Raw genomic sequence first — 19940 nt, 5'->3', positions numbered from 1 at the left:
GCCAGGAGAGTCAATCTGCGCCTTGACCTGTTAGCGCGCTGTAACGAAGCGACGGAGGACTGGTTAAGCCGCTTCATTCGCCGGCCGCCGCTCATTCGTGATGCTGGGGAGAGGCGAAAGCGCGCGGGTGCTCTGCTCCCTCTCCCCTCCGGGGAGAGGGTTGGGGTGAGGGGCCAGCCTCGCGTAAAGATGTATTCAGAGCGTCGCGTTGATCTGGCTCGCCGCGAGCGTGTCCCCCTCACCTCGATCCTCTCCCCGCGGGGGAGAGGAGGAAGAACGGGGATCGCTGCTCCCTCTCCCCGCCGCTGGAGAGAGAAGGAAGAACGGGAGCTCTGCTCCCTCTCCCCTCCGGGGAGAGGGTTGGGGTGAGGGGCCAGCCTCGCGTAAAGATGTATTCAGAGCGTCGCATTGATCTAGATCACCGCGAGTGTGTCCCCCTCACCTCGATCCTCTCCCCGCAGGGGAGAGGAGGAAGAGCTGGGAGCGCTGCTCCCTCTCCCCGCGTAGAGAGAAGAAAGTACCGGCAAGCGCGCTACTGGCGAGTAGCCCGAATCGCCGCCGCAATCAACGCAATATCGTCCCCGATACCGAACGCTGGCGGACGCGAATAGCCAAACCGCACCACCACCAGATGCTCGGACGGCACCACATAAATACGCTGCCCCAGAAAGCCGCTGGCATAGAACCCATCCTTGGGAAAACCGGCCGCCACCCGCTGGGCCGCCACATGGCTCGAACCGTCATTGGTCCAGAAACCGGCACCATAAGGTTCACCCAGGGTCGAACGCCGCGACCACGCCACCCAGCCCTCCGGCAAAATACGCTGCCCATTCGGCGCCACGCCATCGTGCAGATAAAGCTCGCCGAAGCGCGCATACGTACGCGCCGGCGCATACACATAAGACGAGCCGACAAACACCCCGCTACCGTCAAACTCCATGGTCAGGTTGCCCAGATGCGCCGGCTGCAACAGCTCGCGCTCGGCAAAATCGCGCATGCCCTTGGCGCCACCGCCCACCGTCTGCCCCAGCAAGCGGTCGAGAATCAAGGTATTGCCCGAGGTGTAATCCCATTCGCTGCCGATCGCCGTGCGCAAGGGCTGCTGTGCGGCATAGGCCGCCATATCGTCCTTCAAAAACTCCATTCGCCCGACCGGATCGAAACCCGAATCCGATTCCTTGATATCCAGGCCGCTGCGCATGCGCAACAGATCCTCGATGGTGATGCGTGCACGCGGATCACCCGCAGCGCGCCATTCCGGCGCATTCACCGGCTGATCCACACGCAGGCGCCCCTGCCGCACCAGCACGCCCAGCAAAGCATTGGTAAACGACTTGGCCACCGAATAACTCAGCAGCGGCGTATTCACGTCGAAGCCCGGCGCATAGCGTTCGGCGATCACGTGGCCGTCCTTTACGATCACCACCGCTTTCACGTCCTTGATCGGCTCGCCGGGATGTTCGTCGAACACCTGGTCGAGCGCAGCGTTGATCGCCGGATCGGTGCTCTTCACCGCCTCGGCCGGCGCAAAGCCGTCCGTCACGTCGGCGGGCAGCACGGGGCGCGGTGCCGGTGCTGGCGGTGTATCGGCAAACACCATCTGGCAACCGTAGCCAGGGATGAAACGTGCCCGCGCATGAAACACGCCCAGAAAGCTCGTTGACACGCTTTGATCCGCACGATCCACGCGGTAATGCAGATACCGGCCCAGCGGCTCGCCGATGATCGGGCGCACCAGCTCCTGCAAGCTGTCCTCCGGATCCAGCCCGGCCACAAAGGTCGCCGAACACAGATTATGTGCAGCCATGCCGGCACCCACCCGCGCCGCGCGATCGGGCCGCCAGATGACGATGCAGGCAACGATCGCCACGATGAGCAGAGCGCCCACCAACGCCACACTACGCTTAGCCATACACAACACCCCGGTTCAATGACGGATGCGACGGAGCATGCCAGCGCCAATACGGTGCCGGGGCGCCGCTGGGACGAACGCCGCCAGGCCAGGGACGAAGCCCGGCAGCCTTAAAGACGCAGCGACAGACCCGGCGGCAAATGCTCCAGATACCGGCGCGTCCAGGTGATGCGCGCGCCATCGTCGAGCAGCAGGCGGTATTCCCCCTCCGGCCAGGGTTGCACTTCGCGGATCGCATCCAGGCGGATCAGGGTGGAACGGTTCACGCGGGCGAAGCGCACCGGATTGAGGCGCGATTGCATGCTTTCCAACGTGCCGCGCAGACGGTAGCTGTGGCCCTCGGCATGCACGTCCAGATAATTGCGGCTGGATTCGATCCGGCTTACACGGTCGGTGCGCAGCAACTGGGCGCTGTCATCGGCCTGCACCAGCAAGTGTTCCAGATAGTGCGTAGGCGCCGGCAAATCTTGCAGCAAGCCATCCAGGCGCTGATCCAGATCCTGTCGCGGTATCAGGCGTTCGCGCAGGCGCTGCAGCAGCCGGTCGAAGCGCTCGGGGCTTACCGGCTTCAGCAGGTAATCGAACGCATGCACTTCGAACGCCTGCAGCGCGCGATCGTCGTGCGCGGTCACAAAGACGATCTCCGCCGCCAGCGATTCGCCCAGGGCCTGCAATACGGCGAAGCCATCCATATCGGGCATGCTGATATCCAGCAGCACCACATCCGGGCGTTCGCGGGTGATCAGCGTCAAGGCATCGCGGCCATTGGCCGCTTCGCCCACTACCGACAAATCTTCATACGCGGACAGATAACGCCGCAGCTTCGCGCGTGCCGGGGCTTCGTCGTCAACAATCGCCAGGCGCAAGCTCATACCGCGGCCTCCTCACGACAAGGCAGCCACAGCAGCACGTCCCAGCCCTGCCCTGGCCGCTGTTCCAGGCGCAGGCCGGCGGCATCGCCGTACAGATGTTTCAGCCGTGCCTCGCTATTGCTAAGACCGATACCGTGCCCGCGATGCACCGGAGCGCCGCCGGCTGCGGCAGGGTTGCTGACGCGGAACTGCAATTGCGCGCCGCTGCGCCAGGCGGCGATGCTCACCTGCCGATCCTCGCCGCCGTGCTCGATCGCGTTTTCCACCAGCGGCTGCAACACCAGAAACGGCACGCGGATCCTGGCCAGGGCCGGGTCGGTATCGATGGTGACGGCCAGCTCCTGGCCGAAGCGTGCACGCTGGATATCCAGGTACAAATCCAGCAGGCGCCATTCCTCCGCCAGCGGATGTTCCTGCACTTTTGCATTGAGCGTGGCGCGCAGCAGCTCGCCGATGCGCGCCAGCATTTCGTCCGCCACGCGGGGGCGCTCGTACATGATGGAAGAAATGGCGTTGAGGGTATTGAACAGAAAATGCGGATTGAGCTGCAGGCGCAGCGCATCCAGGCGTGCTTCCGACAAGGCCGATTCCAGCTGCGCCGCACGCAATTCGCGTTGCTGCGCGGCGCGATAACGATCGATCAGCCACAGCACGATCGCCACCAGCAGGTAATAGAAAATGTCGCTGGGAAATTCCATCAGATAACGCCAGGGCATCACGCCGTAGTCGTAATGCCCCAGTCCGGCCAGTTGGAACAACAGCGCGCGCGAGCCCCAGGAGAGACTGGTGTGCAAGGCCGACAGCAGCAGCAACACCAGCGCATGGCAGGCGTAGCGCTGCCAACGTGAGGGCAGTTGGCGGATGCGGCGCAGCGCAGCGAATAACAAAGGCAGCATCAGCCCGAAGCTGAGACTGCCAGTCAGTTCCTCGATCAGGTTGACCGAGAACAGCGCCGGAGCGCGGTTTGCCACATTGTTGAGATAGCGATGCAGCGCGTTGAGCAGGCCGATCAGCGTAACCACGCCGAACCACAGGCCAATCCACAGGCTGCTGCGGGATCTGGCCGTAAGCGTATTCGTTGGCGTGCTGTGCAAGGCTTCCACGCAGTCCCCATCACCCTTGGCGGATACCGCAAGTGTAGCTACCCGGGCCGCAAACGCCTGCTTTAGCGCGCTCTGCTCCCTCTCCCCTGCGGGGAGAGGGTTGGGGTGAGGGGGCAACCTCGCGCAGATATCTATTCAGAGCGTCGCTTTGATGTGGATCACCGCGAGCGTGCCCCCTCACCTCGATCCTCTCCCCGCAGGGGAGAGGAGGAAGAGCGAAAAGCTCTGCCCCCTCTCCCCTCCGGGGAGAGGGCTGGGGTGAGGGGCAACCTCGCACAGATATCCATTCAAAGCGTCGCTTCGATGTGGATCACCGCGAGCGTGTCCCCCTCACCTCGATCCTCTCCCCGCAGGGGAGAGGAGGAAGAGCGTGGAACTGCGCCCATCCCATCACGAGAAAAAGCATAACGAGCGAAAAGCTCTGCCCCCTCTCCCCTCCGGGGAGAGGGCTGGGGTGAGGGGGCAACCTCGCGCAGATATCCATTCAGGGCGTCGCTTTGATGTAGATCACCGCGAGCGTGTCCCCCTCACCTCAATCCTCTCCCCGCAGGGGAGAGGAGGAAGAGCGTGGAACTGCGCCCATCCCATCACGAGAAAAAGCATAACGAGCGAAAAGCTCTGCCCCTTCTCCCCTCCGGGGAGAGGGCTGGGGTGAGGGGGCAACCTCGCGCAGATATCCATTCAGAGCATCGCTTTGATGTAGATCACCGCGAGCGTGTCCCCCTCACCTCAATCCTCTCCCCGCAGGGGAGAGGAGGAAGAGCTGAGCGCCGCACTCCATCTCCCAGGGGAGAGGAGGAGAAGCACGAAGCTGTGCTTCACCGATACCGCCCTCTACACTCAGCCCAACCCGTCACCCACCTACCACCATGCGCATCATCCCCGGCGACCTCACTGACCCGCGCGTGATCGAACTCCTGCGCATCCACGTCACCACCGCCCGCGCACAAACCGCCCGCGGCAGCGCACACGCCTTGGATATCAGCGCCCTGCAAACACCGGATATCCACTTCTGGACCGCCTGGGACAGCGAACAACTACTAGCGGTAGGCGCATTGCGACAACTCAGCACCGAGCACGGCGAAGTGAAATCGATGCACACCGCGCAAGCGGCACGCCGCCACGGTGCGGGCGCCGCCATGCTGCGCCATATCATCGAAGCCGCGCGTACCGGCGGCATGTCCCGGCTCAGCCTGGAAACCGGTGCCTGGGATTACTTCATCCCGGCCCGCGCCTTCTACCGCCAGCACGGCTTCGCCGAATGCGCGCCATTCGGTGACTACCTGGCCGACCCGAACAGCGTGTTCATGACCCTGGATCTGCAAGCCGCACGCACATGATCGCGGATGCCGCCATCAAGGCCCGGGTCGCCCGCTTCTTCCGCCTCACCGCCACCGGCCTGCTCGACGAACTGAAGCTGCTGCGCCCCTGGGGGCTGCGGCCCCTGCTCTGCGCCGAAACGGTCAGCGCGGTGGTACTGGCGATCCTGCTGGCCGATCTGTTCGACCTGAAGGATCGCTGGTGGGTGGCGATCAGCGCCTACACAGTGGTGCGCGGCAGTCTCAAGGTGTCGCTGTGGCGCGCGCTGGATCGCATCGCCGGCACCGTGCTCGGCGCCGCGCTGGCGGCAGTGGCGATCAGCCTGCTGCCACCCGGACGCGCACTGTTTGCGCTGATGCTGGCCTTGTTCGCCGGGCTGGGCCTGTATCGGGCAATCGGCTCGCCGCGCAGCTATGCGTGGATCCTGGGCACAGTCACCGGCCTGCTGGTGATGAGCGAAGCACATCAGCTGCACGGCCTGGGCGTCTATGAACTTGCCTTGCGCCGCGTCTGCGATGTCGCCACGGGTATCGGCGCGTCGGTGGCGGTAATCGCCGCCACGCATCTGGCGCGCGATCTACGCCACCGGCTGCTGCCGCACCGCGCGATCAACAAATCGATCAGCGCGGCGCCGGCAGTCGCGGTGCCTGCGCTCGACCGCCGCAACTGGACCATGCGCCGCCTGCGCGCGCTGCAAGCCTTGCAAGGTGCGATCAGCATCGGCGTGCTGGGCTTGTTTGCGTATAGCCATCCGCTGTCGTCGTTTCCGCAGACACTGATTTCCATTGTCGCCGTGCTGCTGGTGCCCTTGCCGGCCCTGCTGCGCAAACCGGGCGAAGACGACCTGGTCAGCCTGCGCATGGCCAACCGTGCGCTGGGCTGCATGTTCGCTGCGCTGTTGGCGGTGATCCTGCTGCCCTTGATCGGCAATACGCCGTGGCTGTGCCTGCTTACCCTGGCGATCGGCGTGTGGATGGCCGCGCATGTGCAGGCCGGCTCGGCCAATACCAGCTACCTGGGCACGCAGTTCGGCATCGGCTTCATCATGACCTTCGTGCAGGACCAGCGCTGGTCCACCGATGCCTCGGCGCCGCTGCTGCGCCTGGCCGGCATTCTGATCGGCCTGAGCGCATTGACCCTGGTGATGTTCCTGAGCACGCGCATCAGGCTAGGGATTGTGGCCTGGCGCGCCCCTCACTGAGCACGGTCACCGGTGCTAGACTCGCGCGCCATGCACCCGCCATCCAGACGCAGTCGATGGGGCAGCCCGCGCGCTTTTACGGAGCTGGGCGTGGCCCTGCTCGCCTTGACGCTGCTGGTCAATACGCATTCGGCGCTGATCAAGCAAATCTGCGCCATCGCCATCCTGCTCGCGATGGCAACAGCATCGGTCATCGTGCTGTGGCGCATCTGGAAACACCGTGGCCAAGCCACCCCGCCCCGCCTCGGGCAACTGAGCGCGCTGCCGCCAAAGTGGCAAAAGTGGGTGCTGGGCGAAGTCGACGATTCCAACAAGAACGACCGGCCCTGAGGCCGGTCGCATTTACCTGCGCACAAACAATGCGCGTTATTTCTTGCCGACGTAGTCCACGCGCCAGATCGTGTCCGAACCATCGTCCGTCACCAGCAGCGAACCATCCGGCGCGGCCGCCACGCTCACCGGCCGCCCCCACACGCGCCCATCGGGCAGCACAAAGCCGGTAAGGAAATCTTCGTATTCGCCACTCGCCTTGCCGGTGTGGTGACGCGGAATACGGATCACTTCATAGCCCACGCGCGTGGAGCGATTCCACGAGCCGTGCTCGGAAGCAAACAGATCGCCCTTGTACTCGGCCGGAAAACGGTCCGCCTCGTAGAAGGTGATCTGCAGCGATGCGTTATGCGGCTGCAGGATCACATCCGGGGTGATCACTTTGTCCTTCAGCTCCGGATGCTTGCCGGCATGGCGCGGATCCTGGTGCTGGCCCATGTACCACCACGGCCAACCGTAGAAACCGCCCTGCTGCACGGAAGTGATGTAGTCGGGCACCAGGTTGTCGCCCAGGCCGTCGCGCTCGTTCACCGTGGTCCAGAGCTGGCCATTGTCCGGATCGATCGCAATACCCGAAGGGTTGCGGATACCCCAGGCGTAGACGCGCAAATGCGAGCCATCCGGATCGAAGGCCAGGATATTGGCGCGATGCTTTTCCGCCGGTGAGGTATCCGGATCGTCGACGTTGGAGGCCGAGCCCACCGCCGCATACAAGGTCTTGCTGTCGAGCGAGAACGCCAGGTCACGCGTCCAATGGCCGGGGCCGTGCGGCAGGTCGGCCACATGCTCGGCCTTGCCGCGCGCCTTCAAATCGCCATTGCGATACGGAAAGCGCACCACTTCATCGGTATTGCCGATATAGATCCATTGCGGATTCGGCCCCACCGGATAAAAGGCGATGCCGTAGGGCCGCTTCAGCCCCGTGGCGAACACCGACGTCTGCTGCGGCTTGCCATCCGCGCCCATGCCGCGGAACACGCGAATCTGATTGCTGCCGCTTTCGGCCAGGAACATGTCGCCGTTCGGCGCCATGCGGATTACGCGCGGCGTGCCCAGGCCTTCGGCATACAGGTTCACCTTGAAGCCGGCCGGTGCGATCGGCATGGCGCCCGCCGGGCGTGCCGCCATGGACGGTGCGTTGCCGGCGGATTCGGTGGCATACGGCGTCGGCAGATCGCTCAGCGTGATCTTGCGCACCTTGCCGGGTGCCTCATAGCGGAAATCGGTAAACGGCGGCGTGGGCGGTGGCGTGGTGATGGTCGAAGCGGTAGCGGCATTGGCCGCCGCCGGCGCAGCCTTCGCCGTGGGCAAGGTCTTCAGATAGGACACGATCTGCCAGCGCTGCTGCTCTGGCAGCGCCACCCAGGACGGCATGCCGTCATTGACGGCGCCCTTGGTGATGAACCAGAACAACGCACCATCCGTTGCCTGCTGCGTGGCGCCGTGCGCCAGCGCGGGAATATTGCCGGTGCCCTGGCCAACCGCGCCGTGGCAGCTCGCGCAATGCGCGGCATACAACTGGCCGCCGGCGCTGATCGCCGCCTGGCCACTATCGGGATTTGCCACTGCCGCCGCCGCGCTGGGCGCTCCGTGGAACGTGGTGGTATCGGCTGCACTCGCCGATCCGACCACCCCACTCAGCACGACCAGCCCCAGCACGGGACACCATGAAGACCGCCACCACGCATGCTTGCCCATGAGCTCTCTCTGCCTACCGCAACGAAAAAGATGATGCGCCCTTCCTGGCCGACACGCCGGTCGCAGCCGGCACGGGCAGCGCGTTGCGCGCCCAGGTTCCCCATGGTAGCCGGGCCATGCGAGGCATGGCCCGGCTACCTGTTCATCGATTGTCAGCCCGCAAACGTGACGGAACGATGCACGATGCTGCGGAAAAATTGCCCGATCACCCGAATTGGCCCGGCATGCGGCAGTGCCGGCGATCACCTCGGCTTCGATCTGTCCCTGCTCGCACCGTTCTTGGTGGTCTTCTTGGCCGTGCTGCGTTTGCGCGGCGACAGTTTTGGTGGACGCTTTTGCCCGACTGCCGCGCCCACGCGTTCTTCGAACTCCGTGGCGAACTCCGGCAAGGTGATGTCGTACACCGCGCAGAACTCGCGCACCTGCAACATATCCACGCCGCGACGACCTGACTCGATTGCCGATACGTACGTTTGCTGACAACCCATGGCCGCAGCCACTTCCTCCTGCGTCATATCGGTCTGGTGACGCAAATCGGACAAATATGTCACCAATTCCCGATGCTCCACGGAGTGAATGCTCTTCCTCTTCATGTCATTGCCTTCCTTTCCACTAGTCCGGCGATGACGTTATTAGCCGGATTACATTTACGCGAAAAATATCTTTTTAGCGGTTTTAAAAATCGAGGAACAGCAGAAAATACGGGGATTGGCGATCAACGTTCAGCGAGCGCTACCGATTTAGCGACTATCGCCCACGCCAATATCACCTATCCCTGTCAGACGAGTATTACTATGAGCGAGCAACACACCTCAGCAGCCCCCGCAACGCCGCCCGACACCGATCCCAGGCTGGCCGACGCCCACCGCAAACTCTGCAGCGTACGCGACGAACTACTGTTATTTGCCGGCATTGCCGCACGCCCATCCGTCCAGCCGCAGGTACCGATCTGCCGCAGCACGCTGGCCTATTGCCTGGATCACCTGGCCCAACGCGTGGAAGCCGCCGTGAAGCTGCTTGAGCAAGCCACCCAAGCCACCCCAACCCCACCACATGATCAAACCACGCCTCACGCGTAGCACGCGCCTAACCCGTAGGTTGGGTTAGCGCAGCGTAACCCAACAAGCTCATGCGGCAGGCCTGAACTCCCCGCAACAAGCCCGAGAAAAATCCAACCTACGACGCCGGCTTGCGCAACACCACAAACACCATGCTGGTGCTCCGATCCTGCCCATCCATATGCGCAAACCGCCGCGCCAGCTTCTTACGCTCAGGCTGCCGCTCCGCGCGAATCGCCTGCAGCAGCGTCAAGCCCGCATCCTGGATCGCCCGCACATGCGTCGAATAAGGCTCACGATTAAGCAGATACGCCCGCCGCCCCTGCATCAGCCGCCACAACCAATCCGGACAGGCCCAATGCCCGTCCCATCCCTGGAACAGCGAATGGCTGCGAAAGTCGATCTGATGCGCACTCCAGCCCTCCGGCTTGAGCCAATCGCGAACGGCGCGGTAAGCCGGCCCGACATGCTCCACATGCTCGAGCACCGCATTGGAAATCAGCAGATCCACCTTGCCGAATTCCGCCTCCGCCGGCTGCTGCCACGGCGCGCGATAAGCCATCGCCGGCGTCTCCGCGCTATGGCTGGCCAGCTGCTCGCGCAAGGCCTCAATCCGCGCCGGCCGCAGCGCCTCCTGCATATGTTGCTCGGTCAATACATGGCTGGGGAAATCGTACGAAGGCAGGCCGATCACCATGGCCGGAAATACCGCCAGGCTGGGGATCGGCGTGCGCGCACGGAACAGCTCCACCAGGCGATCGAAAATGGCCAGGTCGTTGCGCCGGTTCGCATGCGGAACCGCATCGAATGCGTAGTAACGCTCCACGCCCGAAATAAGTGCAGCCATGCCCACGCCCAGCGAATCGCCCGGGCCGAGCTCGGCGATCACCTGCGGGAACGAAGTCATACCCCCGTTGGCGGCGAGCACCAGTTGCCGCAGCCATACGCAATAGCAGTATTCCGCCGAATCCGTGCCTCCCGTCTTGGGCGTAAACAGATCGGGGGAGACCGGCAAGTAGCTAAGCAGGCCATAGGCCAACTGGCGGAAATTCATCGATGCTGTCCCCTGCTCTGGTGTCGCGTTTCGGTGTGCTGAGTGCGTGTGGGGGATTGTCCGTCAAAATCCGATGCGATGGGCGATGGGAAAAGGTGCGGAAGCGCCGCTTTTCGGGTGCCGGTGTTGCGGGTGTGTGGATGGTGCTGCGTCGTTGATGCTGTAGGTGTGCTTACGCGTTCCAGCGTCTTTTTCCTACAATGGCCGGCGCTGTTTGGCGCCGGAATCGGCTTGACCGGTGTGTGGTCGGGACTTAACTTGCTCGGGTCGCTGCACAATCAGCGGCCGGGCGTGACAACCCGCGTAACCACGGCGCAGAAGCGCCAACCGGCGCTTTTTCTATGCGCTAACACTTTCGCGTGTTTATGGCGGACGTGTTGGGCAGGCTTTGCCTGGCCGGTAACGTGGTTCCCGGTTTGTCACCCCGACACGTCCGCCGCCCGCGCATGGCGGGCGGCCATTCTCGGTATCGCAAGGAGCGAACGATGAACCAGCCCTCCCCCGGAACCTGCCTCACCCTCAATGCCAGCTACCACATTGCACCGCTGGATCCCCCGTTGAAACTCTTGGAAGACGCGCAGCTGTTGCTTGGTGGTGCGCATGGCATCTCAGGGACTACTGGTACGCCCCCGATTCCGTAGACACCTGATAGTGTCTATTGAGGATCGGAGGATCTATGACCAGCAAACGTTTCACCGACGAGTTCAAGGCTGAGGCGGTCAAGCAAGTTACCGAGCGTGGCTATCCCGTTTCGGAGGTCGCAGAACGCTTGGGGATGTCGACGCACAGCCTGTATGCGTGGCTGCGCGAACAAGGCGTAAGCCGTCAGGCACGCAGCATGCAAAAGACCGATGACCTGGCCCAGGAGAATGCTCGGCTTCGTGCTGAGCTGCGTCGCGTGGAAGAGGAGCGCGACATTTTAAAAAAGGCCGCCGCGTACTTTGCCAAGGGGTAAAGGCGAAGTACGCCTTCATGCAGGCCCATAGCCAGCAGTTTCGTGTTGCCACCATGTGCCGTGTGCTTAAAGTCGAGCGCAGCGGTTATTACGCATGGCTGAAGCAACCGATGTCCGCGCGCGCGAAGGAAGACGCACGACTGCTCGTGCACATCGAAGAATCCTATCTGGCATCTGGCGGCGTGTATGGAAGCCGCAATGTGCATCGCGATCTGACGGAAGCTGGCGAGCGCATCAGCAAAAAGCGGGTTGAACGGTTGATGCGCAAGCATGGCCTGCGTTCGGTTCGCTCGCCACTGAGGCGGCGCTATAAAAGCGGCAAGCCAGCCGTGGTTGCACCCAACCGATTGCAGCGGCAGTTCACCGTGGACCAGCCGGATCGATCGTGGGTGACTGACATCACCTACCTGCGCACCGCGGAAGGTTGGTTGTACCTGGCGGTCGTCATCGACCTGTATTCGCGCGCGGTGATCGGCTGGTCGATGAAATCCAGCCTGGCGCGCGAACTGGCCTTGGACGCTCTCCTAATGGCGATCTGGCGGCGACGCCCCACGGCGGAGGTCGTCATTCACTCCGACCAAGGCGTGCAATACGGCAGCGATGATTGGCGTCGCTTCTGTCGCGAGCACGGGCTTCAGGTCAGCATGAGTCGACGCGGCAACTGCTGGGATAACTCGGTGGCCGAATCGTTCTTCAGCAGCTTAAAGAAGGAGCGTGTGCGTGGTCGTGTCTACAGCAGTCGTGAAGAAGCGCGCAGTGACGTGTTCGATTACATCGAGGTTTTCTACAACCGGCAACGCCGACATGGACATCTGGGTGGCCTTGCGCCGATGATGTTTGAGGCGGCTAACTCAAAAACGAGTACCTAACCGTCTACGAAAGCGGGGGCGTACCACCCCTTGGTTTATCAAGGTTCCGTAAGGAACTCCGTTAGCAGTAGCGTCGCCGACTGCTGCCTGAAGACTAGTCAACTGAACTTGGGAGTTGAGGTTTACTAGATCCGGGCTAAATCCGCCAGCTGACCCATTGTTGCCGAGTGCGTACTCCGCCATATGTTCAGTAGCATTTGGCGCCACCCATACGTCAGCACCATCCGTAGACAATGTGAAGGAACGTGGAATTTGAGTACCCGCATAAGCATCTTGGGTGGGACTAATTGAGTCCCAGACCGTGCCTGTATTTACTGGAGTTGCTGCGTTTGGAACAACAAAACGCCCGCACTAGGCGGGCGTCTACTTGATCGTTCGCTACTTGTGAGACCTCGCTTTCATGCGATCGCGCATCTCCTTCATCTTCGCGCCGTCATCGTAGTGGACCATAAAATGGCGCTGATCATTCGGGCATTCTATTCCGTGCAACGGCTTGCCAGCGCTCCACTCCTCTGGAATCGTTTTGATTTTTGCGTTGCAGACGGGACAGAGCAACTCACATCCTTGCCCTATGAGCTTCGCCGCCTCAGCACCGGAAACTTGATTTGCGATCAAAGTCTTCATTGCTGACCTCCGAAAGGATATTTGCCCTGAGGAAGATCAGGGTAGAGCTGCTGCACGTCGTTCCAAATATTCATGCGCTCATCCAGTGTCGGCCTAACTCCGTTCTGAAAAAGGCTCTCGTTTCTGAACGCCTGATATTCCGTGTACTGAGTATTCTGCGGAATGCCGTTGAAAAATCCATTCTGATGTGTAGCTTCGTGGACAATGGTGGACGCAGCCTCATCAGGGGACGAGTGTAGAGCCATATTTACAGTCACCTCGTTGGCATTGGGATCAAACGTCCCCATTGATGCCATCTCTGGATCATTTACAAACACAACATTCGTACCTTGACTCTGCAGTCGAGCATAGCTAGCGGCACCTACTGGGTTGTCGGCCAGGATCTCGCCTGTTCTTGTCGCGAAATTTCTATCTACGACATTCAACGACGGATCGAAAGTAAGCTTTGATGCCGTGTTTGGAACTTCTAATCGTAATAACCGCGCTTAAATACAACTACGCTCTCGCAATTTGCAGTGGGATCTTTGAGCGCCTGAGGCGCATACACACTGACGCCAAGAGCAAGAGAAATCGCCCCATCAGCCTCTTTAGAAACAGAAGCATCTTTAGACTCTAAAAGAGCCAATACCGATTCAAAACTCAACCCAAGAAGATTTACGCCATCAAAGGTTGGAGCAGCAGGCTCAGCCAACTCCAATGCCTCCAACGCCCCATTCGCATCATAGTAGGCAAACACTCCAGCTTCCGAAAAGTGATCACATGGAAAGACGGCAGAGGCTGTGCGCTTGAACGACTTGAAGTCAATGCCCACCAACGACCTTACGGCCTGGAAATTCATGCCAAATCGAATTCCACGAACACCTTCCAAAGGCGATATTTCGTAGTTCATCTTAGAAACCCTGATTGTTGGTGTATTCCAACATCTGTTGAATTGCGTCGTCGTACTTGCTACCAAACTTCGCGCGAATATCCTGAACGTCCATCTGCTGGGCAGCTCTAAAGTTGCCCTGCTCAATCAAAGAAGCCTGTTGCTGACGATAGATGCGCGCTTCTCGAGAGTTACCCCAGCTTGCCGTTAATCGATGATCTTCGACCTTCATCGCAATCGCAGGCCCCTGATTAGTCGGAACCGGGCTAATCGAATCAGCTGGCGTATGGTGCGACTCGTAACCCGGAATCCCCTTTACATCTCCATGAGCACCGCCGCGTTGAATCACGGTCTCTGCCGTGTCTGGAACAACAGCGCACGCCACCGTGTTCTGTCGTACTTTCGCCCTGATCCCCTAGCGCGGCTGCGGCCTCCCAAGCGTTTCACCCCGACACGCCATCGATGGTAAACGGTGAGACCCCCTGATGCACGTTTCCGGCCGACGCCGTGCTGTCGCTCAGTCGCCGGCCTCTTCCAGGGCTTCGGCGTCGAGCGTGGCCAGCAACGTGTCGCGATCAGCCGCCGGCACCTCTACGGACGCACGCGCGACCGGCAGGCGCCCCGGATGCGTGGCCGTGTGGATCGCCTTGAGCTGCCGGATGCTCACCTGCGTGTAGATCTGCGTGGTGTTGAGCGAGACGTGGCCGAGCATCGCCTGGATAAAACGGATGTCCGCCCCGTTTTCCAGCATCAGCGTGGCCATCGTGTGCCTAAACAGGTGGCAGCTACCGCGCTTGGTGAGCTTGGCGGCATCGACGTACTCGCGCACCATCTGCGTCAGACGATTGGGCGTAAACGCTTCACCCAGGTGCGTCGGGAACAGCGTACCGTCATCACTCCCGCCGACCAGCTCCGGCCGCACATCGTCCAGGTATTTGCCGATCCACGCCAGCGCACGCTCACCGATCGGCACCATCCGATCCTTGCGACCCTTGCCCTGGCGCACGATCAGCGTGCCGCGCTCGGTGTCGATGTCATGCACGTGGATACCGATCAGCTCCATGCGGCGGATGCCGGTGGAGTACAGCGTTTCCAGGATCGCACGATCACGCACGCCCGTCGATGTTTGGAGATCTGGCACCGCCATGATCGCCTCGGCTTCGGCGGCCGTCAGCACATGCTTGGGCAACCGATGTTCCAGGCGCGGCATCTCCAGGTCCGAGGCCGGGTTGTAGAGGATGTGGTTGTACCGCGCGAGCCATTTAAACAGCGCACGCACCGGCACGATGCGCGTGTGCTGGCTGCGTGTGGAGAGCGGCTGGCCATCCTTCTTCCGATGCACAAACAGGTAACGCTGATACCGCTCCAGGATCGGCTTGGTGATCTCCTGCGGACGACGCAGACCACGTGCATCGCACCAGGCGACGAAGTAACGCAGGTAAATCTCGCGCGCCTCGATGGTCTTCTCAGAGTAGTTTTTCTCGCGCTGCCACGCACCGAAGCGCAGCATGGCGTGATACAGGCTGTCCGGATCGCGTACGTCGCCGATCGGCGTTCGCGGGGTGTGCTGGCCTTTGCGCGGCATGGCTTACTTGCCGGCGGCTAAGTGAGAAGCGGCTGTGTACGACCCGGCGCGCGAGACCACCGGTGTCGTGCTTGTCGGTGAGGTTTTCGCATCGATCAGCGTCGAGACGTTGCTGTGCATGGCGTGCGCGGTATCGGCGACTCGACGACCACGGCCCGATACCGCGCCGACCGTGGCCCGACCGGATGCCGACCGCGATGCGCTGCCCCCCGACCGGTCGCTGTCGTAGGCGGTCATCGCGTCACCGTTCGCCTCGGTCAGCCCCATCAGGAAGCGGCCGCCCTGCTCGCCCTCGCCGTCATACAGCAGTTCGTAGTCGAAGCGCTGGCCACGATCGGCGCGGTGGATCAGCACGTACTCCAGTTCGGCCAGGCGGCCCAGATGGATTTTCAGTTGCGTATCACCCCAGCCCGTCAGCGCACGCACCTGCCGGCGCGTGAAGCGCAGATCCGTGCGGGATACCGCCAACCGTTCGCACTCATCGCTGACCCACGTATGCAGGTGTTTCAGCAACAAGCGGGTTTGCGGCGGCAACTCATCGAGCGTGCGGCCCAGCACCTCGTGCGCGAGCTGATTGGCCACCGCGATATCGGTCGGCAACACCTCGATGTAACGCAGCTCTTTGCCGCGGTGCTGCACCGTGTGCACCGGCCGCTGGTACTGGTGTAACAGCGCGATTGCACGGATCAGCGTCAGGTATTTCATGTGATCGCGGCGCGTGCGCGTCTGGTCATCCAGGAAGGTCAGGCCATCGGCATGCGGATTGACCACCGCAAGCGGTTGCAACAAGCGCTGCGCATTGCGATGCACGGCCAGGATCGCCTCGCGATCGGTGGCGGCCAAGAGACCGTTGAGCGTTTGCCGCTGACGCTGCAACGCATGGATGGCACGCGTCTGCTCACGGCTCTCGTTCACCGTCAGCACCAGGCAGCGGTTGAGCAGTTCCTCATCGATGTCGATCGCGGTGGTGGTTAAAAACAGCATCACCGGACCTTCCACCCGGTACTCGTGCGTGACCAGAAGACCCGTGGTGGGATCTTTGCCGGTGCTGGCAATCGTCACCTGCCCTTCCGATTGCAACAGCTTCAAGGCATAGCTTGCGTTCGACGCGCCCTCTTCTTCCGCGATGGCCAAGATCTTGTGCTTGAGGTTGGTCTCACCCATGTAAAACAGGCTTTGCCCAGTCATCGCCGAGTAGCGCACCTGCACCTCGTCGGGCATCAGGGCGAGCACCGCATCCATCAGCGCACTCTTGCCGGCGGCGCTGGAGCTTTGGATGATCACGGCCAGCGGACGATCGAGCTGACGTGATACTGCCGCCACGTACCCGACCAGCGTATTGGTGCGCTCGCCCACCACGCCACACGCCGTAAAGTCGGCCACGATGCGGTCGAGCAGATCGGGCGATTTCAGCAACGCTAACGCGTCGCTGTGCTCGCTGTCGCTGAGCTTAGGTTGCTTGTCTTCTTTGGTGAGCGCGGCGGTCAGTTGTTCGGTCTGCACCGCTTCGAGTTTCAACAGCACACGGCCCAGATCGTGTTTGAGCACATCCTCAGCCTCACCCAGCTCCATGCCGGCCTGCTTGGTAAATGCGGCACGCGCTTTAGCCTGATACAGATCCAGCGTGTCGACGTGGAAGCGTTCGCCCCGGCTGACCAGGAGATTGATCTTCAACGCTTCGGGATTGAGCGGCTTCTTCCAGCCGCGCACGCGGTAACGGCGATCGCCGAAGGTCAGCACCAGGTCGTGCTCGCCTTCCTGCGTGGCCACGTCATCGACCGGTGCCGGCGGCAGCGGCGTGGCGAGTGTGGGTTCACGCACCTCCTCCACGGCGACCGCTTTTTCCTTAGCGACCGGTGCAGCCGGAGCAGCCGCTAAGTGAGGATCGATCACGTCCAGCGCATCACGCGGTGCACTCGTCGGTGTCGGCGCATCACCACTACCTAACCATTGCGCTTTACGGATCACCAACGCTAACGCTTTGGCCGGCGGATTCATCGCCAAGGCATACGCATTGGCATCCATGCCCTTCGGGAACAGCACGCGATAGCAGTCGATGCCCTCGGCCATCAGCGTTTTGGCCAACGCGTCGGCGGCGGTGTTGCCGGCGTCATCGCGGTCATAGGCGATCAGCACGCGACGGATGCCGTAACGCTGGAAGGCCGCGCGATGATCGTCGGTAAACCCGTGTACGCCGTAACTGGCCGTGACGTTGCGCAGGCCGTGCACCCAGAAGGTCATCGCATCGATCAACGCTTCGCACAGGATCACTTCGCCGTCGCATGCGGCAAGGCCTTCCTCGTTCCACACGCCGGCATGCGGTCCCGGCAGATACAGGTGATAGGCGGTGCCTGCACGCAGATCATCGCGGATCTTGCGTCCGTACACCTCCTGGATCGTGCCGTCCGTGCCGATCACCGGCACGACCAGGCTGCCGTTGAAGTGTTCGTGGCCGGAGTCGCGCAGCAGGCCAATCGCCTGCAGCCGGCCGCGTTGTTCGGCACCGGCCTTGAGCTGCTTATCCGGCAGGCGGTAACCCAGCGTGCGGTTGGCGTAGCCCAGTTGGAAGCGCGCGATCAGTTCGGGATGCTGCAGGCCACGCTTGGCCAGATACGCCAACGCCTCGGGATTTTCCTTCAAGGTCGCGTGGTAGTAGTCGAGCACCTGGCGCAGCAGGATTTGCCGATCGGCCTCGGCGGCTAGGGTAAAAGCGGCCGGCGTGCGCACCGTGGCCACCGCCGGCGCATCCACCACGCCCAGCTCTGTGCGCAGCACGTCCACCGCATGCCGGAAGCTCACGCCACGGCGCTGCATCACCCAGTCGATCGGACCGCCGGCCGCGTTGCAGCCGAAGCAGTGATACAGGTTTTTCGTCGGCGTCACGATCAGCGAGGGCGTCGCATCCTCGTGGAAGGGGCAGCGGCACGCATAGTCCTTGCCCTGCTTGGCCAGCGCGATCCCGTCCGCCTCGACCAGCCGGACCAGCGACACCTCGCGCTTGAGCTGCTCGATTTCGTGCTCGGGGATACGAGCCATAAACCTACCTTGTTGGGATGGGCGTCAATACCCTTTCGGGGTTGTATTGTGATACCTACTAGGGTAGGTTTGTCAAACCCATCAAGAACCCAGGGTTTAGCCTCATGCGCACCATCCCGCTACGACATTTCTGCATGAGCATTGCCGCCAACCTGGTGCGCCTGCGTAAGTCCCAGAGCCTTACCCAGAACGACCTCGCCGAGCTGGCCGGATTGCATGTCAATCAGGTTCGCCGGTATGAAGCCGGGAACGCGCAGCCTTCGCTTGATGGGTTGAAGAAGATTGCGCTGGCATTGCACGTTTCGCTCGATGAGCTGGTGTTTGATCCCAGCGAGCGAGGACCGCACGGTGCGCGCCTGACCATGCTGTTCGAGGCCGTCTCCAGCTTGCCGCCGGACGAGCAGAGCGTTGTTCAAGCGGTACTCGATGGCCTGATCGTCAAACACCGCACCAAGCAGCTTGCTGCGATGCATTCGTAGCAGCTAAGGAAGAACGATCCGCGCTGGATGAGGGATCGCATAGTGGTACCGCACAGCTGCAGATAGCAGCTAGTGATGGGGTTTTCTCTTAAAATAAAGCACCCGCCCACAGCCTCCATGCCTTGGCTGTAAAGGAGTTTGCTCATGCCGCGCACCCTTGACCCGCTTATCGAGTCATTCCTGCCTGAGCTGCACGCAACCCGCTGGATGCAAAAAGCGCTGGAGATCCAAGCGCGCATCCGGGCCGAAGAAGCCCAACCGCATCCCGATGCCGACAACCTTGCAAGCCTTCGCGCCGAGTTACAGGCGTGGTCCGCTCACCGATTTACCGTTGAGGGCACACGCAAGACCTTGATCGACGACGCCGACTAACGCCATCCAGGGCGACGAAGCTGGGATACGGTGACCATCATTTGCTGCTGAAGCGCGTGCAGCTCCTGCAACGTCTGCCAGATATCTTCGGGTGATGCACCTTCACCAGGTCTCTTGGTCAGCCACGCTTTCAGCTCGGCACCCACTCGCGTCACTTCGGCATTGAGGCGCAACACGGCATCGATCACATCATGATCGGCCATGCAGCGGATGGGCGTATTCAACCCCACCCGAGTCAGGAAGGATGACACGGACAGGCCCGTCAGCTTCGCGCGTTCCTCGATCTTTTCCCGGTCACTTGGCGTGACGTACACCTTTAAAGGACGCTCGCGCTCGCAGACCTCGCGCAACTGTGTATGGCGTTTACTCACTGCATCTCCGATGGAAGCCGCGGCAGCGGCCGTGTGCCTCGCAGAGCAAGATACCGTCGAGTGCGAAGCACGAGTAAGGACAGGATTGGGGGACTGCACGTTTACGTGTAGGCCCACAATACCCATCTTGCCTGCTCTTTTCTGTGCATAGGTTTAAGACACTTCAAGCCGCTTTGAGAACGCCATGGCGTTCTCAAACTTGCTTAAACCGGCTCAAAGGTTTGCAGAAAGTG

General features: G+C 61.7%; 20 protein-coding genes. 7 read left to right on the top strand and 13 right to left on the bottom strand.

The window, feature by feature from the left end; translation table 11 throughout:
• Positions 1-532: 532 nt before the first annotated feature.
• The 3 genes from IGX34_RS20490 to IGX34_RS20480 all read right to left on the bottom strand — a co-directional run bounded on the left by IGX34_RS20490 (position 533) and on the right by IGX34_RS20480 (position 3887).
• Positions 533-1912, bottom strand: coding sequence for a serine hydrolase domain-containing protein (locus tag IGX34_RS20490; RefSeq protein WP_192557610.1), 1380 nt, complete (start codon positions 1910-1912; stop codon positions 533-535).
• Positions 1913-2022: 110 nt separating this feature from the next.
• Entirely contained in the window at positions 2023-2784 is a 762-nt protein-coding gene (locus IGX34_RS20485) for a LytR/AlgR family response regulator transcription factor (RefSeq protein ID WP_192557609.1), read from the bottom strand.
• Positions 2781-3887: a histidine kinase gene (locus IGX34_RS20480; protein WP_192557608.1), complete on the bottom strand. Its 1107-nt coding sequence runs from the start codon at positions 3885-3887 to the stop codon at positions 2781-2783. The genes IGX34_RS20485 and IGX34_RS20480 overlap by 4 nt, the downstream gene beginning before the upstream one ends.
• 869 nt (positions 3888-4756) lie before the next feature.
• Here IGX34_RS20480 and IGX34_RS20475 point away from each other — a divergent pair.
• The 3 genes from IGX34_RS20475 (at position 4757) to IGX34_RS20465 (ending at position 6738) form a co-directional block, all read left to right on the top strand.
• Positions 4757-5227 carry a GNAT family N-acetyltransferase gene (locus IGX34_RS20475; RefSeq protein ID WP_192557607.1) on the top strand — a complete coding sequence of 157 codons (471 nt, stop codon included), beginning with the start codon at positions 4757-4759 and terminating at the stop codon, positions 5225-5227.
• Entirely contained in the window at positions 5224-6408 is a 1185-nt protein-coding gene (locus IGX34_RS20470; RefSeq protein WP_192557606.1) for an FUSC family protein, read from the top strand. The genes IGX34_RS20475 and IGX34_RS20470 overlap by 4 nt, the downstream gene beginning before the upstream one ends.
• Positions 6409-6498: 90 nt before the next feature.
• Positions 6499-6738: a hypothetical protein gene (locus IGX34_RS20465; RefSeq protein WP_192557605.1), complete on the top strand. Its 240-nt coding sequence runs from the start codon at positions 6499-6501 to the stop codon at positions 6736-6738.
• A 36-nt stretch (positions 6739-6774) separates the two neighbouring features.
• Here the strand turns inward: IGX34_RS20465 and IGX34_RS20460 are convergent, their stop codons facing one another.
• Both IGX34_RS20460 and IGX34_RS20455 read right to left on the bottom strand, forming a co-directional pair.
• A complete protein-coding gene (locus tag IGX34_RS20460) occupies positions 6775-8436 on the bottom strand; it encodes a PQQ-dependent sugar dehydrogenase (RefSeq protein WP_192557604.1) in 1662 nt (553 codons plus the stop codon).
• 242 nt (positions 8437-8678) lie between these two features.
• Positions 8679-9029 carry a helix-turn-helix domain-containing protein gene (locus tag IGX34_RS20455; RefSeq protein WP_192557603.1) on the bottom strand — a complete coding sequence of 117 codons (351 nt, stop codon included), beginning with the start codon at positions 9027-9029 and terminating at the stop codon, positions 8679-8681.
• Between the two features lie 30 nt (positions 9030-9059).
• Between IGX34_RS20455 and IGX34_RS20450 the strand changes: the two genes are divergently transcribed.
• Positions 9060-9515 (top strand): hypothetical protein, encoded by a 456-nt coding sequence (locus IGX34_RS20450; RefSeq protein ID WP_192557602.1) that lies wholly within the window; start codon positions 9060-9062, stop codon positions 9513-9515.
• Positions 9516-9612: 97 nt separating this feature from the next.
• Here the strand turns inward: IGX34_RS20450 and IGX34_RS20445 are convergent, their stop codons facing one another.
• Entirely contained in the window at positions 9613-10548 is a 936-nt protein-coding gene (locus IGX34_RS20445; protein WP_192557601.1) for a class I SAM-dependent methyltransferase, read from the bottom strand.
• Positions 10549-11224: 676 nt separating this feature from the next.
• Between IGX34_RS20445 and IGX34_RS20440 the strand changes: the two genes are divergently transcribed.
• Positions 11225-12372, top strand: a protein-coding gene (locus IGX34_RS20440; RefSeq protein ID WP_425598810.1) for an IS3 family transposase whose coding sequence is annotated in 2 segments (ribosomal slippage) — positions 11225-11468 and positions 11468-12372 — 1149 coding nt in all. Because the reading frame shifts where the segments join, the coding sequence is not laid out codon by codon here.
• A 378-nt stretch (positions 12373-12750) separates the two neighbouring features.
• Here IGX34_RS20440 and IGX34_RS20435 read toward each other — a convergent pair.
• The 6 genes from IGX34_RS20435 to IGX34_RS20410 form a co-directional block, all read right to left on the bottom strand.
• Positions 12751-12996, bottom strand: a complete 246-nt coding sequence (locus tag IGX34_RS20435; RefSeq protein WP_192557599.1) for a hypothetical protein — start codon at positions 12994-12996, stop codon at positions 12751-12753.
• The gene (locus IGX34_RS20430) at positions 12993-13421 is read right to left on the bottom strand and encodes a hypothetical protein (RefSeq protein ID WP_192557598.1); all 429 of its coding nucleotides are present in this window, start codon (positions 13419-13421) and stop codon (positions 12993-12995) included. Before IGX34_RS20430 ends, IGX34_RS20435 begins: the two co-directional genes overlap by 4 nt.
• Positions 13422-13462: 41 nt before the next feature.
• The gene (locus IGX34_RS20425; protein ID WP_192557597.1) at positions 13463-13885 is read right to left on the bottom strand and encodes an ABC transporter ATP-binding protein; all 423 of its coding nucleotides are present in this window, start codon (positions 13883-13885) and stop codon (positions 13463-13465) included.
• 1 nt (position 13886) lies between these two features.
• Positions 13887-14213, bottom strand: a complete 327-nt coding sequence (locus IGX34_RS20420; protein ID WP_192557596.1) for a hypothetical protein — start codon at positions 14211-14213, stop codon at positions 13887-13889.
• A gap of 168 nt (positions 14214-14381) precedes the next feature.
• Positions 14382-15449, bottom strand: a complete 1068-nt coding sequence (xerC, locus tag IGX34_RS20415) for a site-specific tyrosine recombinase XerC (protein ID WP_192557595.1) — start codon at positions 15447-15449, stop codon at positions 14382-14384.
• Between the two features lie 3 nt (positions 15450-15452).
• Positions 15453-18485, bottom strand: coding sequence for a CHC2 zinc finger domain-containing protein (locus IGX34_RS20410; RefSeq protein ID WP_192557594.1), 3033 nt, complete (start codon positions 18483-18485; stop codon positions 15453-15455).
• A 104-nt stretch (positions 18486-18589) separates the two neighbouring features.
• Between IGX34_RS20410 and IGX34_RS20405 the strand changes: the two genes are divergently transcribed.
• Together IGX34_RS20405 and IGX34_RS20400 are read left to right on the top strand one after the other, a co-directional pair.
• Positions 18590-18964 (top strand): helix-turn-helix domain-containing protein, encoded by a 375-nt coding sequence (locus IGX34_RS20405; protein WP_225737655.1) that lies wholly within the window; start codon positions 18590-18592, stop codon positions 18962-18964.
• A gap of 144 nt (positions 18965-19108) precedes the next feature.
• Positions 19109-19336: a hypothetical protein gene (locus IGX34_RS20400; RefSeq protein WP_192557593.1), complete on the top strand. Its 228-nt coding sequence runs from the start codon at positions 19109-19111 to the stop codon at positions 19334-19336.
• On the opposite strand, the gene IGX34_RS20395 is transcribed toward IGX34_RS20400, so the two are convergent.
• Positions 19333-19707: a plasmid mobilization protein gene (locus IGX34_RS20395; protein WP_192557592.1), complete on the bottom strand. Its 375-nt coding sequence runs from the start codon at positions 19705-19707 to the stop codon at positions 19333-19335. The genes IGX34_RS20400 and IGX34_RS20395 overlap by 4 nt on opposite strands.
• Positions 19708-19940 lie beyond the last annotated feature (233 nt).

The organism is Dyella acidiphila, from assembly GCF_014863405.1.
GTDB lineage: Bacteria > Pseudomonadota > Gammaproteobacteria > Xanthomonadales > Rhodanobacteraceae > Dyella_B > Dyella_B acidiphila.
This window is presented reverse-complemented; position numbering and strand designations above follow the sequence as displayed.

Bases quoted from the DNA above. Each gene is read 5' to 3' on its own strand.
- IGX34_RS20490 (WP_192557610.1), bottom strand. From the start codon at position 1,912: ATGGCTAAGCGTAGTGTGGCGTTGGTGGGCGCTCTGCTCATCGTGGCG.
- IGX34_RS20485 (WP_192557609.1), bottom strand. From the start codon at position 2,784: ATGAGCTTGCGCCTGGCGATTGTTGACGACGAAGCCCCGGCACGCGCG.
- IGX34_RS20475 (WP_192557607.1), top strand. From the start codon at position 4,757: ATGCGCATCATCCCCGGCGACCTCACTGACCCGCGCGTGATCGAACTC.
- IGX34_RS20470 (WP_192557606.1), top strand. From the start codon at position 5,224: ATGATCGCGGATGCCGCCATCAAGGCCCGGGTCGCCCGCTTCTTCCGC.
- IGX34_RS20460 (WP_192557604.1), bottom strand. From the start codon at position 8,436: ATGGGCAAGCATGCGTGGTGGCGGTCTTCATGGTGTCCCGTGCTGGGG.
- IGX34_RS20455 (WP_192557603.1), bottom strand. From the start codon at position 9,029: ATGAAGAGGAAGAGCATTCACTCCGTGGAGCATCGGGAATTGGTGACA.
- IGX34_RS20450 (WP_192557602.1), top strand. From the start codon at position 9,060: ATGACGTTATTAGCCGGATTACATTTACGCGAAAAATATCTTTTTAGC.
- IGX34_RS20445 (WP_192557601.1), bottom strand. From the start codon at position 10,548: ATGAATTTCCGCCAGTTGGCCTATGGCCTGCTTAGCTACTTGCCGGTC.
- IGX34_RS20435 (WP_192557599.1), bottom strand. From the start codon at position 12,996: ATGAAGACTTTGATCGCAAATCAAGTTTCCGGTGCTGAGGCGGCGAAG.
- IGX34_RS20425 (WP_192557597.1), bottom strand. From the start codon at position 13,885: ATGAACTACGAAATATCGCCTTTGGAAGGTGTTCGTGGAATTCGATTT.
- xerC (WP_192557595.1), bottom strand. From the start codon at position 15,449: ATGCCGCGCAAAGGCCAGCACACCCCGCGAACGCCGATCGGCGACGTA.
- IGX34_RS20410 (WP_192557594.1), bottom strand. From the start codon at position 18,485: ATGGCTCGTATCCCCGAGCACGAAATCGAGCAGCTCAAGCGCGAGGTG.
- IGX34_RS20405 (WP_225737655.1), top strand. From the start codon at position 18,590: ATGCGCACCATCCCGCTACGACATTTCTGCATGAGCATTGCCGCCAAC.
- IGX34_RS20400 (WP_192557593.1), top strand. From the start codon at position 19,109: ATGCCGCGCACCCTTGACCCGCTTATCGAGTCATTCCTGCCTGAGCTG.